The organism is Endozoicomonas sp. SESOKO1, assembly GCF_024606265.1.
In the GTDB taxonomy this organism is placed as follows: domain Bacteria; phylum Pseudomonadota; class Gammaproteobacteria; order Pseudomonadales; family Endozoicomonadaceae; genus Endozoicomonas.
Map to the genome: position 1 here is coordinate 1 of NZ_JAHHPP010000136.1, position 21,987 is coordinate 21,987.

The 21,987-nt window shown below is 48.0% G+C and carries 19 protein-coding genes; 10 read left to right on the top strand and 9 right to left on the bottom strand.

Annotated elements, in window-relative coordinates; genetic code table 11:
* The 3 genes from KDK13_RS06860 to KDK13_RS06870 all read right to left on the bottom strand — a co-directional run.
* The coding region (locus tag KDK13_RS06860) for a hypothetical protein (protein ID WP_257284231.1) at positions 1-1,111 on the bottom strand (1,111 nt) is incomplete at its 3' end.
* 131 nt (positions 1,112-1,242) lie between these two features.
* Positions 1,243-2,229: a hypothetical protein gene (locus tag KDK13_RS06865; RefSeq protein WP_257284232.1), complete on the bottom strand. Its 987-nt coding sequence runs from the start codon at positions 2,227-2,229 to the stop codon at positions 1,243-1,245.
* Positions 2,211-8,966 carry a hypothetical protein gene (locus tag KDK13_RS06870; RefSeq protein WP_257284233.1) on the bottom strand — a complete coding sequence of 2,252 codons (6,756 nt, stop codon included), beginning with the start codon at positions 8,964-8,966 and terminating at the stop codon, positions 2,211-2,213. Before KDK13_RS06870 ends, KDK13_RS06865 begins: the two co-directional genes overlap by 19 nt.
* Before the next feature lie 634 nt (positions 8,967-9,600).
* Between KDK13_RS06870 and rpe the strand changes: the two genes are divergently transcribed.
* The 6 genes from rpe to trpC all read left to right on the top strand — a co-directional run bounded on the left by rpe (position 9,601) and on the right by trpC (position 15,033).
* Positions 9,601-10,278, top strand: a complete 678-nt coding sequence (gene rpe / locus KDK13_RS06875) for a ribulose-phosphate 3-epimerase (protein ID WP_257284234.1) — start codon at positions 9,601-9,603, stop codon at positions 10,276-10,278.
* Positions 10,279-10,281: 3 nt separating this feature from the next.
* Entirely contained in the window at positions 10,282-10,683 is a 402-nt protein-coding gene (locus tag KDK13_RS06880) for a hypothetical protein (protein WP_257284249.1), read from the top strand.
* Positions 10,684-11,064: 381 nt separating this feature from the next.
* Positions 11,065-12,555 (top strand): anthranilate synthase component I, encoded by a 1,491-nt coding sequence (gene trpE, locus KDK13_RS06885; protein ID WP_257284235.1) that lies wholly within the window; start codon positions 11,065-11,067, stop codon positions 12,553-12,555.
* Positions 12,555-13,139, top strand: a complete 585-nt coding sequence (locus KDK13_RS06890; protein WP_257284236.1) for an aminodeoxychorismate/anthranilate synthase component II — start codon at positions 12,555-12,557, stop codon at positions 13,137-13,139. Before trpE ends, KDK13_RS06890 begins: the two co-directional genes overlap by 1 nt.
* A 24-nt stretch (positions 13,140-13,163) precedes the next feature.
* Positions 13,164-14,213 carry an anthranilate phosphoribosyltransferase gene (trpD, locus tag KDK13_RS06895; RefSeq protein WP_257284237.1) on the top strand — a complete coding sequence of 350 codons (1,050 nt, stop codon included), beginning with the start codon at positions 13,164-13,166 and terminating at the stop codon, positions 14,211-14,213.
* A 16-nt stretch (positions 14,214-14,229) separates the two neighbouring features.
* Positions 14,230-15,033, top strand: coding sequence for an indole-3-glycerol phosphate synthase TrpC (gene trpC / locus KDK13_RS06900; protein WP_257284238.1), 804 nt, complete (start codon positions 14,230-14,232; stop codon positions 15,031-15,033).
* A 46-nt stretch (positions 15,034-15,079) separates the two neighbouring features.
* On the opposite strand, the gene sodC is transcribed toward trpC, so the two are convergent.
* Positions 15,080-15,655, bottom strand: coding sequence for a superoxide dismutase [Cu-Zn] SodC (sodC, locus tag KDK13_RS06905; protein WP_257284239.1), 576 nt, complete (start codon positions 15,653-15,655; stop codon positions 15,080-15,082).
* 111 nt (positions 15,656-15,766) lie between these two features.
* Positions 15,767-16,441, bottom strand: coding sequence for a ribose-5-phosphate isomerase RpiA (gene rpiA / locus KDK13_RS06910; RefSeq protein ID WP_257284240.1), 675 nt, complete (start codon positions 16,439-16,441; stop codon positions 15,767-15,769).
* Positions 16,442-16,541: 100 nt separating this feature from the next.
* On the opposite strand from rpiA, the gene ilvA reads away from it, so the two are divergent.
* Positions 16,542-18,122, top strand: a complete 1,581-nt coding sequence (gene ilvA, locus KDK13_RS06915; protein ID WP_257284241.1) for a threonine ammonia-lyase, biosynthetic — start codon at positions 16,542-16,544, stop codon at positions 18,120-18,122.
* A 296-nt stretch (positions 18,123-18,418) separates the two neighbouring features.
* Positions 18,419-19,522 (top strand): hypothetical protein, encoded by a 1,104-nt coding sequence (locus KDK13_RS06920; RefSeq protein ID WP_257284242.1) that lies wholly within the window; start codon positions 18,419-18,421, stop codon positions 19,520-19,522.
* 30 nt (positions 19,523-19,552) lie between these two features.
* Here KDK13_RS06920 and KDK13_RS06925 read toward each other — a convergent pair whose 3' ends face one another.
* The gene (locus KDK13_RS06925; RefSeq protein WP_306671025.1) at positions 19,553-19,858 is read right to left on the bottom strand and encodes a LysE family translocator; all 306 of its coding nucleotides are present in this window, start codon (positions 19,856-19,858) and stop codon (positions 19,553-19,555) included.
* Between KDK13_RS06925 and KDK13_RS06930 the strand changes: the two genes are divergently transcribed.
* Positions 19,755-20,453: a DUF2878 domain-containing protein gene (locus KDK13_RS06930; protein ID WP_257284244.1), complete on the top strand. Its 699-nt coding sequence runs from the start codon at positions 19,755-19,757 to the stop codon at positions 20,451-20,453. The two genes, KDK13_RS06925 and KDK13_RS06930, sit on opposite strands and share 104 nt — an antisense overlap.
* Positions 20,454-20,506: 53 nt before the next feature.
* Here KDK13_RS06930 and KDK13_RS06935 read toward each other — a convergent pair whose 3' ends face one another.
* A complete protein-coding gene (locus KDK13_RS06935; protein WP_257284245.1) occupies positions 20,507-20,992 on the bottom strand; it encodes a hypothetical protein in 486 nt (161 codons plus the stop codon).
* 188 nt (positions 20,993-21,180) lie between these two features.
* Here KDK13_RS06935 and KDK13_RS06940 point away from each other — a divergent pair, with 188 nt between their 5' ends.
* A complete protein-coding gene (locus KDK13_RS06940; RefSeq protein ID WP_257284246.1) occupies positions 21,181-21,309 on the top strand; it encodes a hypothetical protein in 129 nt (42 codons plus the stop codon).
* Between the two features lies 1 nt (position 21,310).
* On the opposite strand, the gene KDK13_RS06945 is transcribed toward KDK13_RS06940, so the two are convergent.
* A complete protein-coding gene (locus tag KDK13_RS06945) occupies positions 21,311-21,556 on the bottom strand; it encodes a hypothetical protein (protein WP_257284247.1) in 246 nt (81 codons plus the stop codon).
* 191 nt (positions 21,557-21,747) lie between these two features.
* A complete protein-coding gene (locus KDK13_RS06950) occupies positions 21,748-21,882 on the bottom strand; it encodes a hypothetical protein (RefSeq protein ID WP_257284248.1) in 135 nt (44 codons plus the stop codon).
* Positions 21,883-21,987: the final 105 nt, after the last annotated feature.

Here is a 21,987-nt window from a genome sequence, read left to right on the forward strand (position 1 = left end):
TCGGGGTCGCCAGGGTAGCACCTGCTGAGCTTGCATGACTGTCTGCCGTGGTGACTGCGGTTTGCTCCTGAGTCTTGCTTTGCCCGGCAGAAGATGTCGGAGTTGCCAGGGAAGCACCTGCTGAGCTTGCATGACTGTCTGCCATGACAGCTGCGGTTTGCTCCTGAGTCTTGCTTTGCCCGGCAGAGGGTGTCGCGGTCGCCAGGATAGCACCTGCTGAGCTTGCATGACTGTCTGCCGTGGCAGCTGCGTTTTGCTCCTGAGTCTTGCTTTGCCCGGCAGAGGGTGTCGGAGTTGCCAAGGGAGCACCTGCTGAGCTTGCATGACTGTCTGCCGTGGCGACTGCGGCTTGCTCCTCAGTCTTGCCTTGCCCGGCAGAGGGTGTCGGGGTCGCCAGGGTAGCACCTGCTGAGCTTGCATGACTGTCTGCCGTGGTGGCTGCGATTTGTTCCGGAGCATTGCCTTGCCGGGTAGTGGCTGTCGGCGTCGCCAAGGGAGCACCTGCTGAGCTTGCATGACTGTCTGCCATGGCGGCTGCGGTTTGCTCCGGAGATTTGCTGTGACGTGCAGTGGATGTTTGGGCTGAAAGCTCTTTGGGTGCCACCGCCGTTTGCACGTTTGACACATTGCCAATAGCTTCCTGCAAAGTGGTGCTTTTGGGGGCGTAAGAGGCAGCAGCCACAGTGCTTTCTGCCCGGATGGCCGCAGTACTGTGCGCAGTACTTGACCATGTCTCGCTTGCATGGCTGATAGCACCAGCTTCTGGCTTGCTTATCGATGGCTCTGGCAAGGTTTTGGCCACCGTCAGCATCGGGGTAATGGTTGAAATGGTGGAATGTTCCAGATCGGTACAAGGCCTCAGAACATGATTCAGATAATCTTCCCTGTCCTGGGTATCCAGATTCTTCTCAAGAAGTGCTCGAAAATCATCTAATTTCAAAAAGACCGTTTTAACCTGGCAGCCTCCACCCTCTACAGAGTGAAGAAAAGAAAAAGCAATGTCGTTCTTAAGCACTTTGTATGACTGATAGTGCCCATTGGCATTATCCGCACTGTGTGAATCGATGTACCCGGCAGGTGACGGGGTTGCAGATGAACTGATTTTATCCATTGTTCTATTCTCTTGTTTGGCAACGCTGTTCAGGGCTGTGCATGGCAATTGTGCTCATTCAGCCAGAACAGTCATGTGGTTAATACATTGCGAAGCTTTGCACTTGACAGTGGACGACATACTTGACCAATTTAGCCACTTGAGAGTCCATTAAATTCGGCAAACTCTTCTTCAAGCACATTCTTAACCAGGGACTGCCAATGTTCAGTGTTGTCAGACAACCTGCCCTTGAGAGCCTCCAGGCAAACGATGGCAACCTGTCCCGTCAATTCCTGTTGCAGTTGCGGATCGTGGATCGTATGACCAAATACCCGGGGAAACTCGTCTTTAACCTGTTTTTTGATGGCTGAGTATGCATCCAGCATACGGTCTATGTTGTCCCTGTTGAATCGGTGACGCTGTACTGGGGGCTGCAGGCTGTCTACACTGCCAAGCTCGATTGAGGCTCCTTCGCTGGCGCTTGATACTTCGGGTAAAAACGCAGTGACCACCCGATTCAGCTCCAGGCCCTCATCATCATCGTCAGTCATCTGGCGTTGATTAATGGCGGATGAAAGCTGCACTCGGGCTAAAGCCTCTTGAGGGGCGCTGACCTTACAGTCGTAGAGATAGCTGAATAATTGCCAGGCTCGCTGCCTAATGGCAAACGCAGACCAGTCCGGCACACTCTGATCGCTATAGTGATCGCTATAGCCACTATTACACGATAATTTTTTAATATCGGTTTGCCACTGCGTCAGGTAATCCCTGGATTGATCGAGTCCCAGCGGGTCGGGTGCCCTGGCCAGTGACTGCAATATTGCCAGCTGTTGCTCTGGCAACAGCTCCATAAACTGCTGTCGGGTATCCTGATAATTACCCATATCAAGAGATTGTATCAACGGAATGGAGTGGATAGTTTCAGGTACTGGCTGGTGAGATGCTGCAAACAGCTCCGACAAGTGCTTGTCAAACTGCTGTTCTGCCTTGTTTTCACTGATGCCTAACCAATTGCCTAACTGGCTGGCAATGCTTTCATGTTGCTGGCTGCGCAACAAACGTGCCTGGCCCAGTACCTTTTGGCTGAAAGATGGCGATAATCCCTGAGTTCCATGTTTTTTCAGCTGATGTTGAGCCATGGCTTGCAGCATGCATCGGGCGAGTTCAATGGATGGTGAACCGGTTGTCGTTTTCCCTGTGAGACACTGTCGTAAAAAATGGATGACTGGCCATCGGCCCCAACAGCAACGTTGCGAACCGTTCCGTCACTGCGAAAAATATTATCAGGGCTTTCATGCTCCACGCCCAGTGTCCCGGAGGCAAGCACCGTCTGCAGAAAAGCTTCTGTGACAGAGGATGGATCTGAGCTTCCGGCAGTTTGCACAATAGCGATATTCAGCAGGTCCTCCGGTTGCCAGTCAGTCGCCACCTCAGCAAGCTCATTGCTGGTCAATGCCTGCGCAAAGTCAGTGACTTCGGCTTGCAGGCGACCGGCTATCCGTCTGCTGCCTTCTAACAATTTCATACCGGGAGATTGCCTGACCGGGTCGGATGGAAGGCTGCCAGCGCTATTGCTGTTCAAAACTTGATGATCAGCCGTTCGCAGGGGGCGGTCATTTATCGCAGCGGCCATGACATTGGCCAGGATCAGGCTACTGCTTGAGTTGTATGGTACAGTCTGAGTCCGCAATGCCTGTCCCTTCTGTCCTGATGAAGAACCATGGATTGACTCCTGATTCGGCGGCACATATCCGCTTCTGGCCAGATGGGCAGGACCATCCAACCCGGCGAATGAGGCTAACCCGGAGAGCCGGGCACGAATATCCGAGAATATGCCTGAATGCAAGCTGGAACCGGAACTGTGCGCAGGCTCAAGAGAATCCCGGTGGTCTGATTCTGCCATTGCAGAATCCTGCCAATCACTGTTGAGCAACATGTTCTCATCAATCATGTTCTCATCAGTACTGGCCACATCACGGCGTTTTCTTGTCTGATCATCGGATGAGTCAAGAAAATCGGCAGGTATCAAATCTCGCGTTTTATAAACTTCGGGATCATTGAAGCGAGTCTTAAGATCAAAAGCGATCTGTTTGAACAGTGAAAGGCATTTTGACACTATCTTGGTAGTTTCCTGAACAAGGTCACCTGCGGCCCGGGTCAGACGACGTTCCGTCGATGATTCGCGAGTTCCTTCTTGAGTCACTGGCAAGGCTTGGAGGTCGTTAATCATTGTGTTCCTGAGTTCCAGCAATGCATCCTTTCTGTCATCTATGTAAGTATCTATCTCTGTTGTATCCGCGGCACTGATACCCTCGATTGTCTTGCTTAATACCTCCCCGGTATCTGTTTTGAATTTTTCTGTGTAGTCAGCCACCTTATCAAGGTTACCGCTGCTAATGCCTGCGAGTATTTGCTGATTCACTGTCATATTGCTTCTAATGGTAAAGTAGGCATCGTACATTCGTTGCAAGCTGGACATCTGTTGATGCAGCAGCAGCTCCTTGACACCTAAAATTTCACGCATTTTCTTCTGCCTTTCAGCAGCCGGGGCAGAATCAAGCAATGCTCCGAGAAATAGCTTGCCAACGTCATAAACAACACTGTTGCCCTCACGCAATCGCTCAAGCGCATGTATTTCAAAACTATTCCTGAATACTTGAGTGCCGGAAATAATCGTGCCTTTTCCCGGGTTTTCTGCGTGGGCAGACTCTGCTTCAAGGTTTTGAACATAATCATCATACAATTGTCCAGCATTCATGGAATCCAGATCAAAAAGTTCTTTAAGCTCTGGCTGGCTGAAATTTTGCCGGTTAGCAGCAAGGCTGTTATTGAACAGGCTGTCTTTATTATGGTTTTCGAAGATTGGCATTGAGCTGCCGACACCATGTTCTTGCGTGTTGTTCAATTGATAACTCAGGGGAGTCCGGGTAGAACTGGTGAACTTATCATATATCTGCTGCATCAACTCAACGGACTTTTGGTACATGTCAGCCTGATAACGGGTGAAATCCACTGCTATTATATTGGGAGCCTTCATGATTTGATGGTTAATTCCTACGACCTTCTCGGTATTCCAGAAGTCAGTCCATTTATTCTCGAAAAGTGTTCTCCTCTTCTGTACCTGATCCATAATTTTATCAACCGCTATTGATTCCCTGCGGAATGCATTTAAGTCACTAATTAATATTGCATAACTTTCCCGGAGCTGGTGAACCATTGCACGATGATAAAACGGGTATTCAAAACTGTTTGCTATGTCCTTGGCAATATCTGTCTTGCTAACAGTGATATCAAAAAATCCTTTTTTTAATATAAAAGATGCACGATTGAATAAGAGGTTACGAATTTTGTGGGCATCGCTGGGTTTATCAGGAATGTAACTGTACGATGGTATTAAATCAATTTCATTTCTTTTAGGATACTTAATTTCAATAAATGAACTATTACTTTTAGCCATCAAAATCCTGTTGTTCTGTAAAGAGTCCATAGTAGCGTCAGCTAACATGAGTTGTTTTAAGGTGCATAGGTCGAAATTTTGGTGAAGCTCAACAGAGGATGGCCTATGGTCCTCTCTTGCCGATCCATAGTCGTTCAATTTCAAGGAATCAGTGATTATCTGGTTCTTCTGTTCGCACTCTTTGTATAAATCGACCGTTATATTATTGAATGTGTTGGTTATTCCCTGCACATCGAAACGTCCCTCAATATCAGAAGAATCAGGCATGGACGGAGTCGTGGTTGCCTTATCTGCCGTGGAGCTTTCCGGTATCGCTTGTACTGCCGTGGGGGAGAGTTCGCTATCAACAGTGGCCGTAGCCAAAGATACATGGCTGGCATTTGCAGTGGAATCTACAGCAAGTGCGGATGCTGTGCCCTGCTCGATGGTGCCCAAATCTGAACTCAACAATTCTGTGTTAACACCGGCTAAAGCTGTGCCAGAAGTCTTTAGCCCATTTGAACCTGAGTTTGCCAGGAAGCCGGGAGGTTGTACCCCATCCGGGAATGAGCCATTCAAAGGCAAACTGGAGATCATCGGGCTTTGTGCTCGACTGAGCGAATGTGTAGTCATTCCTTCCATGCTGCCCAAGGCCTGGCTAACTGTAGAGCCACCCGGGGTTGGAGTATCTGTGTGCATTAAGCTTATTGCAGAACTGGTTTGACCAGCTGCAAGAATGCTCAGCGTTGAGTTTATTGCAGAACTGATTTCACTGGCTGTAAGAGTGCCTGGCATTGAGTTTATTGCAGAACTGGTTTCACTGGCTGCAGGAGTGCTCAGCGCTGAGCTTGTTGCAGAACTGGTTTGACTGGCTGCAATAGTGCCCAGTGTTGAGCTTGTTGCAGAACCGGTTTCACTGACTGCAGGGGTGCTCTGCGTGGAGCTTGTTGTAAAATCACCAGCAGTTGAGCCTAATGTCAGAGATCTGGTTTCCGGCACGCCAGTAACAGCCGCAATAATTTCCGAACGACTGAGTATGCCGACGGGTCCGCCTGATGGAACATTTGGTTTGTCTTTACCACCACCATTTCCACCAACATTTCCACCAACATTTCCATCACCATTTCCACCTGGGGTTGGATCCGTTTTAGGTGGTGGCAGTCTTCCTCCCCCTCCTCTAAAGAGGTCTTTAGAATTTTCTATTATTCTCCAGACTGCAATACCAATTACGCCGAACAAAAGACTGATTAAGAACTTACACCAAAAAGTACAGCTAAAACCGGCCCCTCCGCCTCCGCCTGGTGCATTACCACCACCCGTTCCCGGATTTGGTTGTGAGCCACCCGTTCCCGGATTTGGCTGAGATCCACCCGTTCCCGGATTTGGTTGTGAGCCACCCGTTCCCGGATTTGGTTGATTACCACTACTGCCTGCCAACTCCTGCACTTGCTGATTCGAAAACGTGCTTCTTCTGGCAAGTAAAGCAGCTAACGCTGCACCTATGGATGCTGCTAATGCCACCGCAAGAGCTTCATAGCCTGATAGTTCAATTTTAATATCATCTTCTATGTTTCTTCCACCATCATCAAAATCTGGTTCTTTGCTTCCCTCTACGGGCTTGTCAACATTCGGTTTTTTAGCTTCTTTATCAAAGTCTGGCTGCCCGTCTTTATCACTTAACTTCCTTTTTAGCTGATGGACACCTGAATCAAAAATATCCAAAAAGTCTCTGATAGCCCCCATCTGCATCAGAGTAGTCATATCAATCGGTCCGGACGGGGGATTATCTGGAATATTTAACGCCTTAAGAAGCTTGCTGCCCCCGCTACTGCTGGAGGGTTGGTCAGGGGTAGATGTCGATGGATTTTTAATAGCGTCATTCACCATATCGACAAGAATATGGGAATTCAACAACTTGATGTGATTTGGAATGGCTTTGCCCGTTTGCGCACTATCTTTCATGGCAGCAATTACTTCCCGAACTTGACTGATCAAATGATCTGAACGATCGATCTGTGTCGTTGAGGCAGGCACATTGGGTAGCTTGTCCCCCACATTGTCCAGCTTTAACCTTTTCTGGTTATCAGGGTCGGTCAGCAGTTTGGTATACTCTTCGAACATTGATTTTATGGCTTTCTTATCAAGTTCTTTCAGTTCAGAAATGTCGTGGGTAACCACATCTTTTATTGTCAGTGCAGAATCTGGAATTATCTGAAGCTGCCCTATTCTATCCAGTTGAGCCTGTGAATTAAGAGTATTGGTGACTGTATTAGATGAAGGCGGTGCGGAGTACGCATCAGCATCGGTCAGGGGTATTTTGTAATGAATAAATACCTCCCTGAGTTTTCTATTTGCTTCTTCTATCAGAGAAGACAAACTTTTTCCATTGACTACTTTCAGACCCGTCCGTATATCCTGAAATGTCAGGCGATAGCCTGTGTCTACACTCTTGACTTCCATGTAAGCAACATGATTTTCTGCGGGTCTGATAAAATGCTGAACGGGGTGTTTCAGATCATTGTTTACACGTAAATGATCTCTGTATCCTTTAACGATTGTTTTTCTCAATAAATCTTCAGCAGAATTGAAAGTAACTCTCTTTTCTGAACGGTAATGATCATCAAAAACCTGCTGGGCATTTTTTAGCTGAATACTATCGGATTTTAGTCCCACTGAAATAAGGTCATTATTCAAACCTCTGACAGCATCAGAGTAGTAATTTTCTTGCAAGATAAACCTCAGTTGATAAGGATATTTTGCATAGCCAACACCATTAAAAACAGACTGCACCAGGCTATCCAGCGATTTCAGCAAGTTACCCTCCTGACCTGAAATAGCTGACAAAAGCGAATCTGCCCTGCAAAAACCTTCGCCAACTGAATTTGCCAAACGGGCAATTTGTATAGGGTCATAAGTGAAAGAAAAATTCACCACTTCATTCAATGGCACATTGGCATTCATTCCAGAGGGTAGATTCTGAAGATTTGAATATCTCTCTATCAGCTCACTGAATGTATTCTTGCAGGCACCATCAATTTCTGTTTTCAGTTCATTTATAACAGAATCAACTTTGTATGACTCTGTTAAAAGATTTGCTTTAAAAGCAAGCCTGCCAACACGATAGTAGTTTGATTCTGCAAGCAGGTTGGCAGTTTCCTTATTTACCTGTTCCATTAACTTCACAAGATTCTTACCACTGCTTTGTAAAGTATCTATCAGAGTTCTCAGCTCCGGTGATAACGAAAATCCAGAATGAACAGCATTGGTCAGCTCAACCCGGGTATCTTCAAAACCTTTAAAAAACGACAACATCTCTGCTTTCATGGGTGCAGATTCAAATTTCACCAGATTTTCCAGTACTTTAGCAAATATCCATGGTGATCTTCTGGTTCGGTCCGAAGTGGATTTTTTATCATAATGCTGATTGATGGTGTTCAGCAGTGTCCTCAATTGGTTTTTATAGTAACTGGCTGCTTCCGGATGGGCAGTCTTAATGCTATCAATAAAAAATGAAAGCTTGGTCACCAGGCTAACAAACTTATAAAAGGCCAGAGTCTCATCAACAGCGTCGAGTAAAGTGGAAATATTTGCCCGGGGATGCGCTTTTTGGAATTCTACCAAATCATTCCTGAGTCTCCCGATACTGGTCGATGCTACCGCCGCAGAGAGAAAATCATCAACCATATTCACCGTTGGCGGTACTGTCGGTGCCACCAGTATTTCACTTGTCAGTGTGGCATTGCTCATTGCTGGAGTAATATTTTCAGCGGTCGGCGTGCTACTTTCTGTCGTTGGAGCAATGCTATCTACTGCTGCTTCGGTAGCTTCTACTGTCGAGTTGATACTTCCTGCTGTTGGGGTAACGTTTTTTGAAGATGCAATTGTATAAAGACTGGAAGGTGATAGTGTTGGTGGATGTGATACAACATTTTCAGTAGCGTCAATCATTTTATTTTGAGAGCTTTCAGTAATACCTCCATCAGTACTCAAAACAATAGTCGGCTCCCTGGTCATGTTTGTTGTGAGTTCGCCTGACTGACTGGCCGATTCGGCTGGATATATTTTTAATGTGGGAGTAATAATTGAAACGACCGAATCTCTCTGATTAATACATTTTTCCGGAATAGGCTCAATATCCCTGTCACCATTAGTATCAACATTATTTTTAATTAATTGCCGCAACTCATCCAAATCAAAATATACACTTTTGTTCTGAGTTTTGCCGTCACTGGTGAGTTTATAATATGGAAAATAGACTTTTCCTTTTTCAAGATGATATGCGTTAACACATCTATTTGACCGATCCATCGTCACGGTAGAATCAGAACGTTCATTCTCTTTATCTTTAAAAGCAGGCAAGTAGCTTGAATTTCTGACTGGAGCACTAGGTGTAATTAATTTATTCATAATAAAAAACGCAATTATCCTTTCAAAAAACATTAAAGATTTCAGGCAACTTTATTTAAGTCATATTAAAATTAAAAACACTGAATCATTTGTCATTTACCCTTATCTTTTCTGAGAATCAATATTTTGGCTGAACGAGCATTTACTTTTTGTTTATCAGAAACAACATAACTTATGAAAACCATCTTTTTATACTGAACTAAACATCCACCGATATTTCAAAACCAGCATAGTTCGCAAGAGTCAAATTAACAGATCATATTAATAAATATAAGAAAAATTGATAACCTGAATTCAAGAAACCTGTCTCGTTTAAATTTTACCGACCTTTTTTCATGTCCGCCCAACAAAAAATTAAGTTTTTAATTATTAATCAATCATAAAAACCAACTATAAACATTAACTATCAACATGGTCATTATCAGTTTTCCAGAAATGGAGGAGTTGGCTGAGGGTTAATATGTGACCAGACAAAAATCGGGGCTAACAATCCAGTAGTCTGGAATCGGCTTCAACAGTATCGCTCCAGTGACTCTGATAAACACGTTTAATAACAGTCTGAATGCCCCGCTCATCCCTGCATTGAACAAATGCCGACGGCACCTGACAGCGCCCTGACAACCCGCTACAATCCCTGGAAATCATACACTGGCAGATCAGGAAAACCATGCGCGACTTTATTATTGCCCCGAGTATCCTTTCCGCAGATTTTGCCCGTCTGGGCGAGGAGGTCGATCATGTTCTGGCCGCCGGAGCAGACTGGATTCACTTTGATGTTATGGACAACCATTACGTCCCGAACCTCACCCTGGGCCCCATGGTTTGCAAGGCACTGAGAAATTTTGGCGTCACCGCCCCCATCGACGTTCACCTGATGGTAAGCCCGGTCGACCGTATCATCGGCGATTTTATTGAAGCTGGCGCCAGTATGATTACCTTCCACCCGGAGGCATCTGATCATATTGACCGGAGCTTACAGCTTATTCGCGAAGGTGGCTGCCAGGCTGGACTGGTACTCAATCCGGCAACATCTCCCGATGTGCTGGAGTATGTGATGGACAAACTGGATATGATCCTGTTGATGTCGGTCAATCCAGGTTTTGGTGGTCAGAAGTTTATCCCCTCGACCCTGAAAAAACTGTGCCGGGTACGCAAACTGATTGACGACAGTGGACTGAATATCCGCCTCCAGGTGGATGGGGGTGTTTCTGCTGGCAATATCCGCCAGATTGCCGAAGCTGGTGCTGATACCTTTGTTGCCGGTTCAGCCATTTTTGGTGCTGACAACTATCAGGAGGTCGTGACTCAAATGCGCTCCGAACTCGCTGGGGTCGTGGCTTTATAAGCCATGAAAACACCACGCTTCAATAACACCAATAATGGTCATCCGTTTCTGGACAACCTTTCCCTGGTCATGTACGACCTGGACGGTACGCTGGTTGAAAGCGTGCCAGACCTTGCCATAGCGTTGGATAAAACGCTGCTCGATATGGGAATGCCTGCAGCCGGGAGTCCAAAACCCGCTTATGGATTGACCTCTGCCGTCAATTACCTGGGTGATAATTGCCCGGTTTCTGATGTTTATGGTTTTTGCAGCGGCCTGTATTCTTATGCGGCAAACCAGGAAGTTTATCCCCTTAATCAGCAGATTCTGGATCGGTATGTCAGTCAGGAATCCGGTAAAAAACTGAAAGCTCAGGAAAATCCGGCCAATGTTGACCCAGGACTCCTCCCTGAGCCGAAAGATTAATTCCAATCAGGGCAGCCCACTTGCCGGTTTGCAACCCCCCCTGTAGTCGTATAGTCTTGACGCAGACGACAATGACATAATGTAGTAATAAGTAGTAACAAAGAGCCTGGAGAGATCCTGCCCTGTCCCTGCGGAGTTTGCAGTGAAGCCCTGTCAAAGCCAAGAGCGTTATCACCAATATAGCTTTCGACTCAGATACAACGGCCATAACGTCTGTTCCGGTGTACCCTTGTCTTCAATCCCTCTCCTTTCAGCCTCCTGGCGCTGCCAAAACTGGCCCTGGGCCTGACCATTACACTCAGCCCGACGGCAACATGGTTGTTGCCAGGCACCGATTATCTAAATCAATAACACCCTGTTAGCTTATTTGAGAGAGCTGTTATGACGCCAGAAGCATTTGCGCGTCTGACCAGAGAAGGATACAACCGCATCCCCGTGGTACGTGAGATTCTGGCAGACCTTGACACACCATTGACCACCTATCTCAAGCTTGCCAATGGCCGCTACTCCTACCTGCTGGAGTCCGTTGAGGGCGGTGAAAAGTGGGGCCGTTACTCGATGATTGGGCTGCCTTGCCGCACCCTGCTCCGGGTCAATGGTGATCGCATTCAGATCGAAACCGACGGCCAGATTGTAGAAGAACACACCACCAGCGACCCTCTGACGTTTATCAAGACATTCCAGCAGCGTTATCAAGTGCCTGAGCTGTCGGAACTGCCCAGATTCACCGGAGGCCTGGTGGGCTATTTTGGTTACGATACGATTCGCTACATTGAACCTAAACTGGTACAAAGCACCCCAAAGGACGAGCTGCATACACCGGACATCCTGTTAATGGTGTCTGACGAACTGGTGGTATTCGACAACCTCAGTGGCAAACTGATACTGATTACCCATGCCAATCCTGACGAGCCAGCGGCACTGGAAAAAGCACAGTTCCGTCTGGACATCCTTGTGCGCCAGCTACAAACCAGCCATATTCAGCCTCCGGTCCAGGCATCCCTGAATCCCGCCAGCGAAGATGATTTTCAATCAGGATTTGGTGAAGCAGCCTTCAAAGCTTCGGTTGGTGCAATTCGGGATTACATTTTGGCAGGTGATGCCATGCAGGTTGTTCTCTCCCAGAGAATGACAATCCCTTATGACAGTTCACCGCTGAACCTTTACCGGGCTCTGCGCAGTACCAACCCTTCACCTTACATGTATTACATGGATCTGGGTGATTTCCATGTGGTCGGCTCTTCCCCTGAAATTCTGGCTCGGCTGGAAGATGGGGTGGTCACCGTAAGGCCGATTGCAGGCACCCGAAAGCGGGGTGATACCGAAGAGAGGGATAAAGCCCTTGAACAGGAGTTGCTCAATGACCCCAAAGAGCTGGCAGAACACCTGATGCTGATCGACCTGGGAAGAAACGACGTTGGACGAGTAGCAACCACAGGCTCGGTAAAACTGACGGACAGGATGGTCATCGAGCGATACTCCCACGTGATGCATATTGTCTCTAATGTGACGGGCGAACTGCAAAGTGGACTGGATGCCCTTGATGTACTCAAAGCTACGCTACCCGCAGGGACGTTAAGCGGGGCTCCCAAAGTACGGGCCATGGAAATCATCGATGAAATGGAGCCGGTAAAACGGGGGGTCTATGGCGGCGCCGTGGGCTATCTGGCCTGGAATGGCAATATGGACACGGCTATTGCCATCAGAACAGCGGTAATCAAGAATCGTCAGCTCCATATTCAGGCCGGTGCCGGTATTGTTGCGGACTCCTGCCCTGACCTGGAATGGAAGGAAACCATGAATAAGGGACGCGCCATATTCCGTGCGGTAGCCATGGCTCAAACCGGATTTATTAAAGGGGTGAAACACTGATGCTGTTAATGATCGACAACTACGACTCATTCACCTTTAACCTGGTGCAATACTTCTCAGAGCTGGGGGCCAATGTCGACGTCCACAGAAACGATCACATCACCATTGATGATATCGAAAAGCTAAAGCCAGACCATATCGTTATTTCCCCGGGCCCCTGCACACCAAACGAAGCAGGCATATCCATGGAAGTTATACGACACTTCCAGGGTAAGATTCCTATCCTGGGCGTCTGTCTTGGCCATCAGAGTATTGGCCAGGTGTATGGCGGCAGGATTGTTCGTGCGCGACAGGTGATGCACGGTAAAGTTTCTCCGGTCTTTCATCGGGATTTCGGGGTTTTCCAGGGTTTGGCCAACCCGGTCACCACAACCCGTTACCACTCACTGGTGATTGACAAAGAGAGCCTTCCTGACTGTCTTGAGGTGACAGCATGGACGCAATTTGCCGACGGCAGCAATGACGAAATCATGGGTGTTCGCCACAAAGAGCTGCCCGTTGAGGGCGTACAGTTTCACCCGGAATCCATTATGACCGAACAGGGGCATGACCTTCTGGCCAATTTCCTCAAACAGTCCATATAACCATTGATCTAAGGGAATGAAGCAATGCAGATAAAAGAAGCCATCAACCAGGTCGTGCAACATCTTGACCTGAGCCGGAATGAAATGGTCGAGGTCATGCAGCAGATCATGACAGGCCAGTGCAGTGACAGCCAGATTGCCGCCTTTCTGACTGGCATGCGGATGAAAAGTGAGAGCATTGAAGAGATCACCGGGGCGGCCATGGTTATGCGACAGCTGGCTACTCACGTTGAGGTCAGTGCTGAGCATCTGGTGGATATTGTCGGTACCGGAGGTGATGGAGCCCACCTGTTCAACGTCTCTACCGCGTCGGCATTTGTCTGCGCGGCTGCCGGTGCCAACGTCGCAAAGCACGGTAATCGTGGGGTCTCCAGCTCAAGTGGCAGCGCTGACCTTCTGGAACACGCCGGTGTCAACCTGGACATCAGTCCCGATCAGGTTGCCCGCTGCATTGAGGAGGTCGGTGTTGGTTTTATGTTTGCACCTGCCCACCATTCAGCCATGAAAAATGTGGTCGGTGTGCGCCGGGAGCTGGGCATTCGCACACTGTTTAATATTCTTGGGCCGATGTCCAACCCGGCCAACGTGAAAAACCTGTTGATTGGTGTATTTACCCGGGAGCTATGCCGCCCCATGGCCGAAGTACTGCGAGAACTCGGTAATGAGCATGTGATGGTGGTACATTCCGTCGATGGGCTGGATGAAATCAGTATTGCCAGTGAAACTCACGTTGCTGAGCTGAAGGATGGCAATATCTGCGAATACACCCTGAAACCGGAAGACTTCAATATCAACTCCCAAAGCCTGATTGGGCTGGATGTGCAAGACAGTAGTGAATCACTGGCATTGATCAAAGATGCCCTCGGTAAACAGCAGGGAAAATACGCTGAAAAAGCCGCCAGCATGATCGCCCTGAATGCCGGCGCAGCTATCTATCTTTCCGGTGTTGCCAGTCACCTTGAGGAAGGTATTCTGATGGCCCGGGACGCCATCGATAGCGGTCTGGCGCTGGAGAAAATGAAAGAGCTTGCCAGCTTCACCCGTGTTTTTTCGGCAGAAGCAGCCACCTGGTAAGTGAGGATCAAATTCCATGTCGCTACCGACAATTCTGAATAAAATCATTGCGCGCAAGCATGATGAAGTTTCTGAGCGTCGTAATACCAGGTCGCTTGATGAAGTGAAAACGCTGGCCGAACAAAACACCCCAACACGGGGCTTTGCCCGCAACCTGCTGTTACGGGTTGCAAAGCAACAGGCCGCCATTATTGCGGAAATCAAAAAAGCCTCTCCCAGTCAAGGCGTTATTCGGGAACACTTCGAGCCCGCAGAAATCGCCAGAAGCTATGAACGCTCTGGAGCCAGCTGCCTGTCTGTGTTGACCGACCAGGATTTTTTCCAGGGGAGTGACCGTTTTTTACAGGCCGCCCGGGATGCCTGCTCTCTGCCGGTGTTGCGTAAGGACTTTATGGTCGATCCGTATCAGATATATGAAACCCGGATGATGGGTGCTGACTGTATCCTGCTGATTGTCTCCGCGCTGTCTGACCAACAGCTCAGTGAGTTTAATGCGCTGGCACAATCCCTTGGCATGGACGTTCTGGTTGAGGTACATGGAGCCGATGAGCTGGAAAGAGCCCTGCCATTACCGGGCGCTATCCTCGGCATCAATAATCGCAACCTGCATACGTTTGAAGTCAGCCTGGATAATACTTTTGAACTGCTTAACCGGATTCCTGACGGTCGGCTGGTGGTTACGGAAAGTGGTATACACACAAAGCAGGATGTGGAAGCCATGGTCCGGCACAATGTGCAGAGCTTTCTGGTGGGTGAGGCTTTTATGCGCCAGGAGGATCCGGGAGAAGGGCTCAGCCAGTTGTTTGGCCGTTATTTATGATCAAGAGCCGCCCCAAAAGGGTCGCGGCCAGTCTTTATAACGTCAGCTATTGAATGATCCCACAGGCTATTCTGGCACCACCACCGCCCAGGGGAGGGTTGTCAGAATAGTTATCGGCACCAGCATGAATCACCAGCGAGCGTCCCTTCAGTTCAGAGAGTGACAGTCGTGATGCTTCAACAGGGCTAACCGCCTTGCCATTATCTTCAACCCTTAATACCGGCAAATCCCCCAAATGCCCATGACCTGCAGGTCCCTCGTGCTGGCCGGTGCTGTCCGGGTCATAGTGACCACCTGCGGCCAGGGCAGCTACACTCTGGCCATCCTTTTCTCCCGGCGCGCAGGAGGGATTTTCATGAACATGAAAGCCATGCTCCCCGGGCGGCAGATTATGAAGCTCCGGCTGCAATCTGACCCCTTTAGTAACATCATCAGCAGGATGGATAAACACGCTGCCTACGGTTGGCCCATTGCCTGTGGGAGTCACCTGGAACATCACAACTTCCAGCTTTTCCTCTGCCCCGTTCTTACCCTCAACATGACTTGAATTATCTGAACACCCGGATATCAGAACAGATAAAGTGATCGGCAAAGCCAGAAACCTGATGCCTCTATTAACCATGTTACAAAACCCCTGGGAAAATGAATCAGTCTCAGTATAGGTTCATTGACACTTAATAAGCGCTGATCATGATGGCTAACGCCTCCAGGGTGCCTGTCGGACTGAGATCACTCACCTGGCGGTAATTGTTTTAACACCGTCGTTTGTACCCAACAGCAGCACATCAGCAGGACGACAGGCGAACAGACCGTTAGTGACCACACCAACAATCCCATTGATCGTTTGTTCCAGTGCAACCGGGTCCAGAATCTTCATATTCCAGACATCCAGAATCACATTGCCATTATCGGTCACAACCCCTTCACGGTAGGCAGGATCTCCCCCCAGTTTCACCAGTTCCCGGCCAACATGGCTGCGAGCCATGGGAATGACTTCCACCGGCAATGGGAATTCACCCAGCACACCCACTGCCTTGCTTTCATCAGCAATGCAAATGAACTCCCTGGCGACCGCCGCAATAATCTTTTCCCGGGTCAGTGCGGCACCACCACCTTTAATCAGGTGAAGATGTTCATTGGTTTCATCAGCCCCATCAATGTAAAAACGCAGGTCAGACACCGTATTCAGGTCATAGACAGGGATACCATGGGATTTCAGCTGCTCGGTAGATGCCTCAGAGCTGGAGACACAGCCATCAAAATCGTCTTTATACTCAGCCAGCGCATCAATAAAAAAGCGCGCGGTAGAACCGGTACCAACACCAATCACCATATCTTTTTCAAGATGGGGCAGGATGTAATGCAATGCGGCTTCAGCAGTGGCCTTTTTGAGCTGATCCTGATTCATGGGGTTACCTTGAGCGGTTAATAGGGCTGAAAACGCGCCGTATATTACACCATTTTCCGGCAAATTGGATGAGTGCCAACCTGATGCTTATTCCTATACAATGGCAGGCTTCGCAGCACTGCCTGCACTCAATAAAACCAATCGTGAACGCCAGCAGGACAGCATGCCACACCGTTATATTCGAAAAATACTGGAAGCCAGGGTCTATGATGTCGCCATAGAAACCCCGATTGATGAAGCCCGCTTCCTCAGCCAGCGCCTGGATAACCGGGTTCTCCTGAAGCGTGAAGACTTACAACCGGTATTCTCCTTCAAAATCAGGGGCGCTTATAACAAGCTGGCTCAACTCACGAGTGAAGAAAAAGAGCATGGCGTCATAGCGGCTTCTGCAGGAAATCATGCCCAGGGCGTAGCCCTGGCTTCCCGGGAGATGGGCATCAGGGCCACCATCGTCATGCCGGTCACCACCCCTGAGATCAAAGTGAAGTCTGTTCGAGCTTACGGAGCTGAGGTCATACTGCACGGCGACGCTTTTGACCAGGCACTGGCTCACTCTTTCGAGCTGGTGAAAAAGCACGGTTACACCTTCATTCACCCTTATGATGATATTGATACCATCGCCGGTCAGGGCACTATTGGCATGGAGATCCTGCGTCAACAGACCGGTGCCCTGGATGCGGTGTTCATCCCTGTCGGGGGCGGTGGTCTGGCGGCAGGTATCAGCACCTATATCAAATACCTGCGGCCCGACGTCAAAGTCATCGGTGTTGAGTTTGAAGAATCAGCCTGCCTGAAGGCGGCGCTTGAAGCGGGTGAGCGGGTTGTCCTGCCCCATGTGGGCATCTTTGCCGATGGTGTAGCGGTGGCACAGATCGGTGAAGAGACATTCAGGATCTGCCAAAAATGCATTGACGAGGTCATCACCGTCACCGCCGATGAAATCTGTGCCGCGATCAAGGATATCTTTGATGATACCCGCTCTGTCTGTGAGCCCGCCGGCGCCCTGGGCATTGCCGGTATGAAGAAGTATGTAAGCCGGGAAAAGGTCCGGGGCCAGACTCTGCTGGCAGTGGACAGTGGCGCCAATATAAACTTTGACCGTTTGCGCTATGTCTCGGAACGGACAGAACTGGGAGAAAAGCGGGAAGCAATCATCGCCGTTACCATCCCGGAAAAGCCCGGCAGCTTTAAACAGTTCTGCGAACTGCTGGGCCGGAGAAATATTACCGAGTTTAACTATCGCTACCATAACCCGGACAAAGCCAGAATCTTTGTCGGTGTTCAGGTTCACCCGGACCAGATGCCCATCGACCAACTGGTTAATGAACTCCAGCAGCACGGCTATCCCGTGGTTGACCTGACCGATAATGAGATGGCTAAACTCCATGTTCGGCATATGGTGGGCGGGCATAGTAAAGCCGTCAGCAATGAGCAGGTTTACCGGTTTGAATTTCCGGAACGCCCCGGAGCCTTATTAAATTTCCTGAGCAAACTGGGTCAACGCTGGAATATCACGATGTTTCACTATCGTAATCACGGGGCTGCCTATGGGCGGGTTGCGGTAGGCCTGGATGTGCCTGAAGAGGAGCACCAGCATATTCCGGACTATCTCGATGCCATTGGCTACCACTACTGGCCTGAAAATGATAATGAGGCTTATAAGGCCTTTCTGGGAGACTAGGAGCCTGTCCAAAACCCGAAAGCGAGTCTCTTCGTGCAGGTCGGCTCCTTCAGGAGCCGACCTGCACGAGCCAACCTTCAGGGGGGGACATTCTTCAGGCTTTCGCGACAACTTCGGGACCTTGGAAACGAGTCCAAAAATCCAATAAATAGATACCGCTCCAAACCATCCTTGCCTGCAACAGCAAACATCACTCTTTCCTGAGCTGAGGGATAGCCGTGGAACTTATTAGAACTTTTGTACTCTAAAAGTTTCTAGCAAATTAATCATGATAATAAAACAAGGGATACCATGTAATGGATCAAATCAAACTTGGTGTTTTGCCAGCACTGTCACATTCATGGTACAGACATTCAGAATCCTTACTGCCAATCAGGGCCATAAAATGCCTTATTAATGGCATCAAGGCATTGTTTGGTGGTTATTCTGTCAGCGTTTTAGACAGTAACACCCAAAAGCTGATGAAAGAACACCCAAGTGCATGGTTCACCAAAACACTCCATAAACCATTAAGTGCTTATAACATCAGCATCCCGTCAGCCTGCAAGAGTTCAACCGGCTATGTTTCCAATAAGATAGATAAACTGCATGATGAAGGGCGTAAGCTTCAGGTTAAACTTGCTTTCAAAGAGGATGGCAGTGTTGCTCCAATCCCCATGTATTACTCCATTAAACCCTGGGAATCGAAGAACCTAAACTGCAAAGTGCCTCGCTCTGATACTGATACCGTAGCACCTGGACAAAAAATAGTCTGCCGACATTTCGCCTGGGCTTATGCCACAAAAGTGTTTGGTCGGGGAAAAGAGACTTTTAAAACAATTGATACCCCGGAAAAAATACAATCAACCTTTGCAAATACATCTTTTTTTCCATCGGTACATGCGCACTTTTATCCAGAAGGATTTGTAAACTACCGAATTACTATTACTGACAAATCCTTTTATGCCGATGGATATTATTTCCACGAAGGAGCGTTTTCTGAGGCTCTTACGGGGTTAGTAGAAAAGTATTGGAATATGCCTGCTGGCGATGAAAAGAATTTTATTTTTGAGTCAGCAGGTGATACAGGATTTAACCACACAATGGCCCTGAGATTAAAGAAGCAGGATGGATGCATGAAGGTTATTTTTTATGATCCTAACAAAACACTTATGCACAGAACATTCCTGCTCTCGGAGCCAGGTTTGGCAGCACACATTAACGGCAAAGATCTTCGAGCCAGCCACCTCTTTGATGGAGCACTTATTAATATTGATGACAGGAAGAAATCTGTTGATGAATGTGATGTCCAATGCTTTGGTGGCTCACCTGACGCCTTGCGATGTGAATCAGCAGCCGGGCATGGTGATCATCCCAGAGCACCATCTATCTATATAGAAGATAGAAGACGTATTGGTTGACAGATCACCCCATAACTTACCTGGCATTTTTTATATACCGGTCACTGTACTGGCTGTGGCAATTTTCCAGGCGAGCCATAACAGATAAACAGACCCAACATACTTCAACCCCGTTTGCGGTTGCGGGTACCTTGTAAAGACACTCCCCAATCCAAACGCAACAGCAAGAAACAGAATAAAGAACCCAATAGAAACACCCAACATATGGGAGATACTCCTACAGAAGCCATAATTGACCCCGCTGGCTGCCAGCATAATATTATTGGGTCCCGGTGTAATACTGGAGCTTAAGGCAAAGGTTACCAATGGTAACCAGAGTATCTCTATCTCATTCATTTTTTTCCCGGTATATTTTAAACACACCCTGACCCATCCATCACTCGCTGGTTTTCTGGTAATGATGACAACAGACAACATAAAACTGGTTACTAATTATCTGCTGTTCCAGATTGGCTGGTTTGCCTGCGTTCTCGGGGGCAACCAAATTGCCCTGGCCGCAACCGTGACAGTCCTGTTAATCCACCTGCTATGGATAGGTAGCTGGCACAGGGAAAAGCAATTACTGGCTATTACCTTTTTACTGGGGTGCGCTATTGATAGTTTTCTTGGAAACCTGGAAATCCTCCGGTTTCACTCTCAACCGGATGACGGTGGACGTATTTTACCACTCTGGCTGGCCTGCTTATGGCTGATATTCGCTACAACGCTTCAACACAGTCTTGACTGGTCTCGGACCCACAAACTTTATGGAGCCTTACTCGGCTTCTTTGGGGGACCATTAAGCTATTTAGCGGGGGCAAAAATGAGTGATGTAACACTTGCCCAGCCCCTATGGCAGACAATGCTGATCCTGGCCATTATCTGGGCAATTGTTATCCCGATGCTTCAGTCCTTTTCGCAGGCATGGCTTAACAAAACAAAAAGCTTATAATGTTCCATGTTAATCCACAGGTTTTGCGTTATTCTGCCATCACCTGCAAGGAGTCAATCAATCTCTGCCTCGAATTCTTTATAGGCAAAAATTTGATTGATGTGCTGACTCCTGGCCAGCTTCCTGAACCAGTACAAACACCACTGCTCAGGAGTTATTGAGCCTGATGAGGTGAGATTACCCGCCTCAAAATAGTCAATCGGAACGCCCTTGCCCTCATCATCCTGCACACTAAACAATATTCCGGGACCGGCGGTAGAGCCGTCACCCAAAAGCCGCACCTTTGGATGAAAAACCATATCGACACTAACCCGCCAGATATCACGTTTATTGCACATCATCAGGCGAAAGCGTGCAGTATCAAACCGGGCACCTGAACCTGCCTTAATGAACCGATCAGACTCAAGCCAGGAGGGAAATTTACGAATAACCAGACCATCAATCTTTCGACCACCGCTGGAAAACCACTGTCGTATAGCTGCAGACTGTTGCTGCAGCACATCATTGATAGAAGAACAAGGCAAAGTTAGTGCTCCCATCCGATTCTCCTAATCCATCAATAATTATCGCTATTCTTTTTTCGTTTTGGATCAATCCGATCAGATAAGTAGCTGTGCCTATGACATCAAAAATTGATGGTTAGCTACTTATCGCTGACTGCTACCTTTTATCACAGAGATAAGACATTAGAAACCTTTGTTTTCTGTTGACACCGGGGCAGTACTTGATGAACGATCTGAAGCGCTCCCTGATAACCCTGCGTTATCTCAACCTCCTGCACTCATGCAGCGGTGCGCTTCGGGGATACAGCGTTTTTGCAAAAAAAACCCGGCGAATGCCGGGCTTTAAACGTTAAGTCATATTGGTCTGTTACCGTATTCACCGGAGGGCTTTTTCGGTGGATCTGCAGTAATGTTCGATGGAACCTGTTCTATCTGGCCTCCTTTCTTCAAAAACTCTTCTATCTGGGAATCCAGACTTGCCCTGAGTTTTTTACGAGACTCGACGGTCCTTTCTTCAGCAGGTTCGTCGCGGCTCCCCAGAAAACCTATATCAGCGCCATCGAAACCAGCAGCAGCTTTTGTCGGCTTTTTCCGTGCCATAGCTATATCCTCTAGGTACTGGTTTTCGGAATATCCATTCCGAAATATTGAGATTGACTTCTTGTCCGATTTTTATAGTTATAGTCCAGCATTTTTAAAATGCCAGTTCGGCCTAACCCTCCCTTACAGAAACCAATTAGTAATAACTGGTTTTTATAATTACGTATAACATTCACCTTGTAAAGTGATGATTAGTTGACGACTTCCTCAACGATCCCAGTGCTCTCCCTGCCACATTCCCTGCCACAATGCGGGATCAGCAAACCATCAGCAATTGGAATCATTACATCGGCAACAAACAGGCCGGATTTAACAGGAACTGCCATATCATCACTTCACCTCTGTCAGATGGAGAAAATACTCTTAATTTTCAGGAATATAATGATTACTGAATGCTTCCATATCCCAGGATTCATTTTTACCTCTTATTA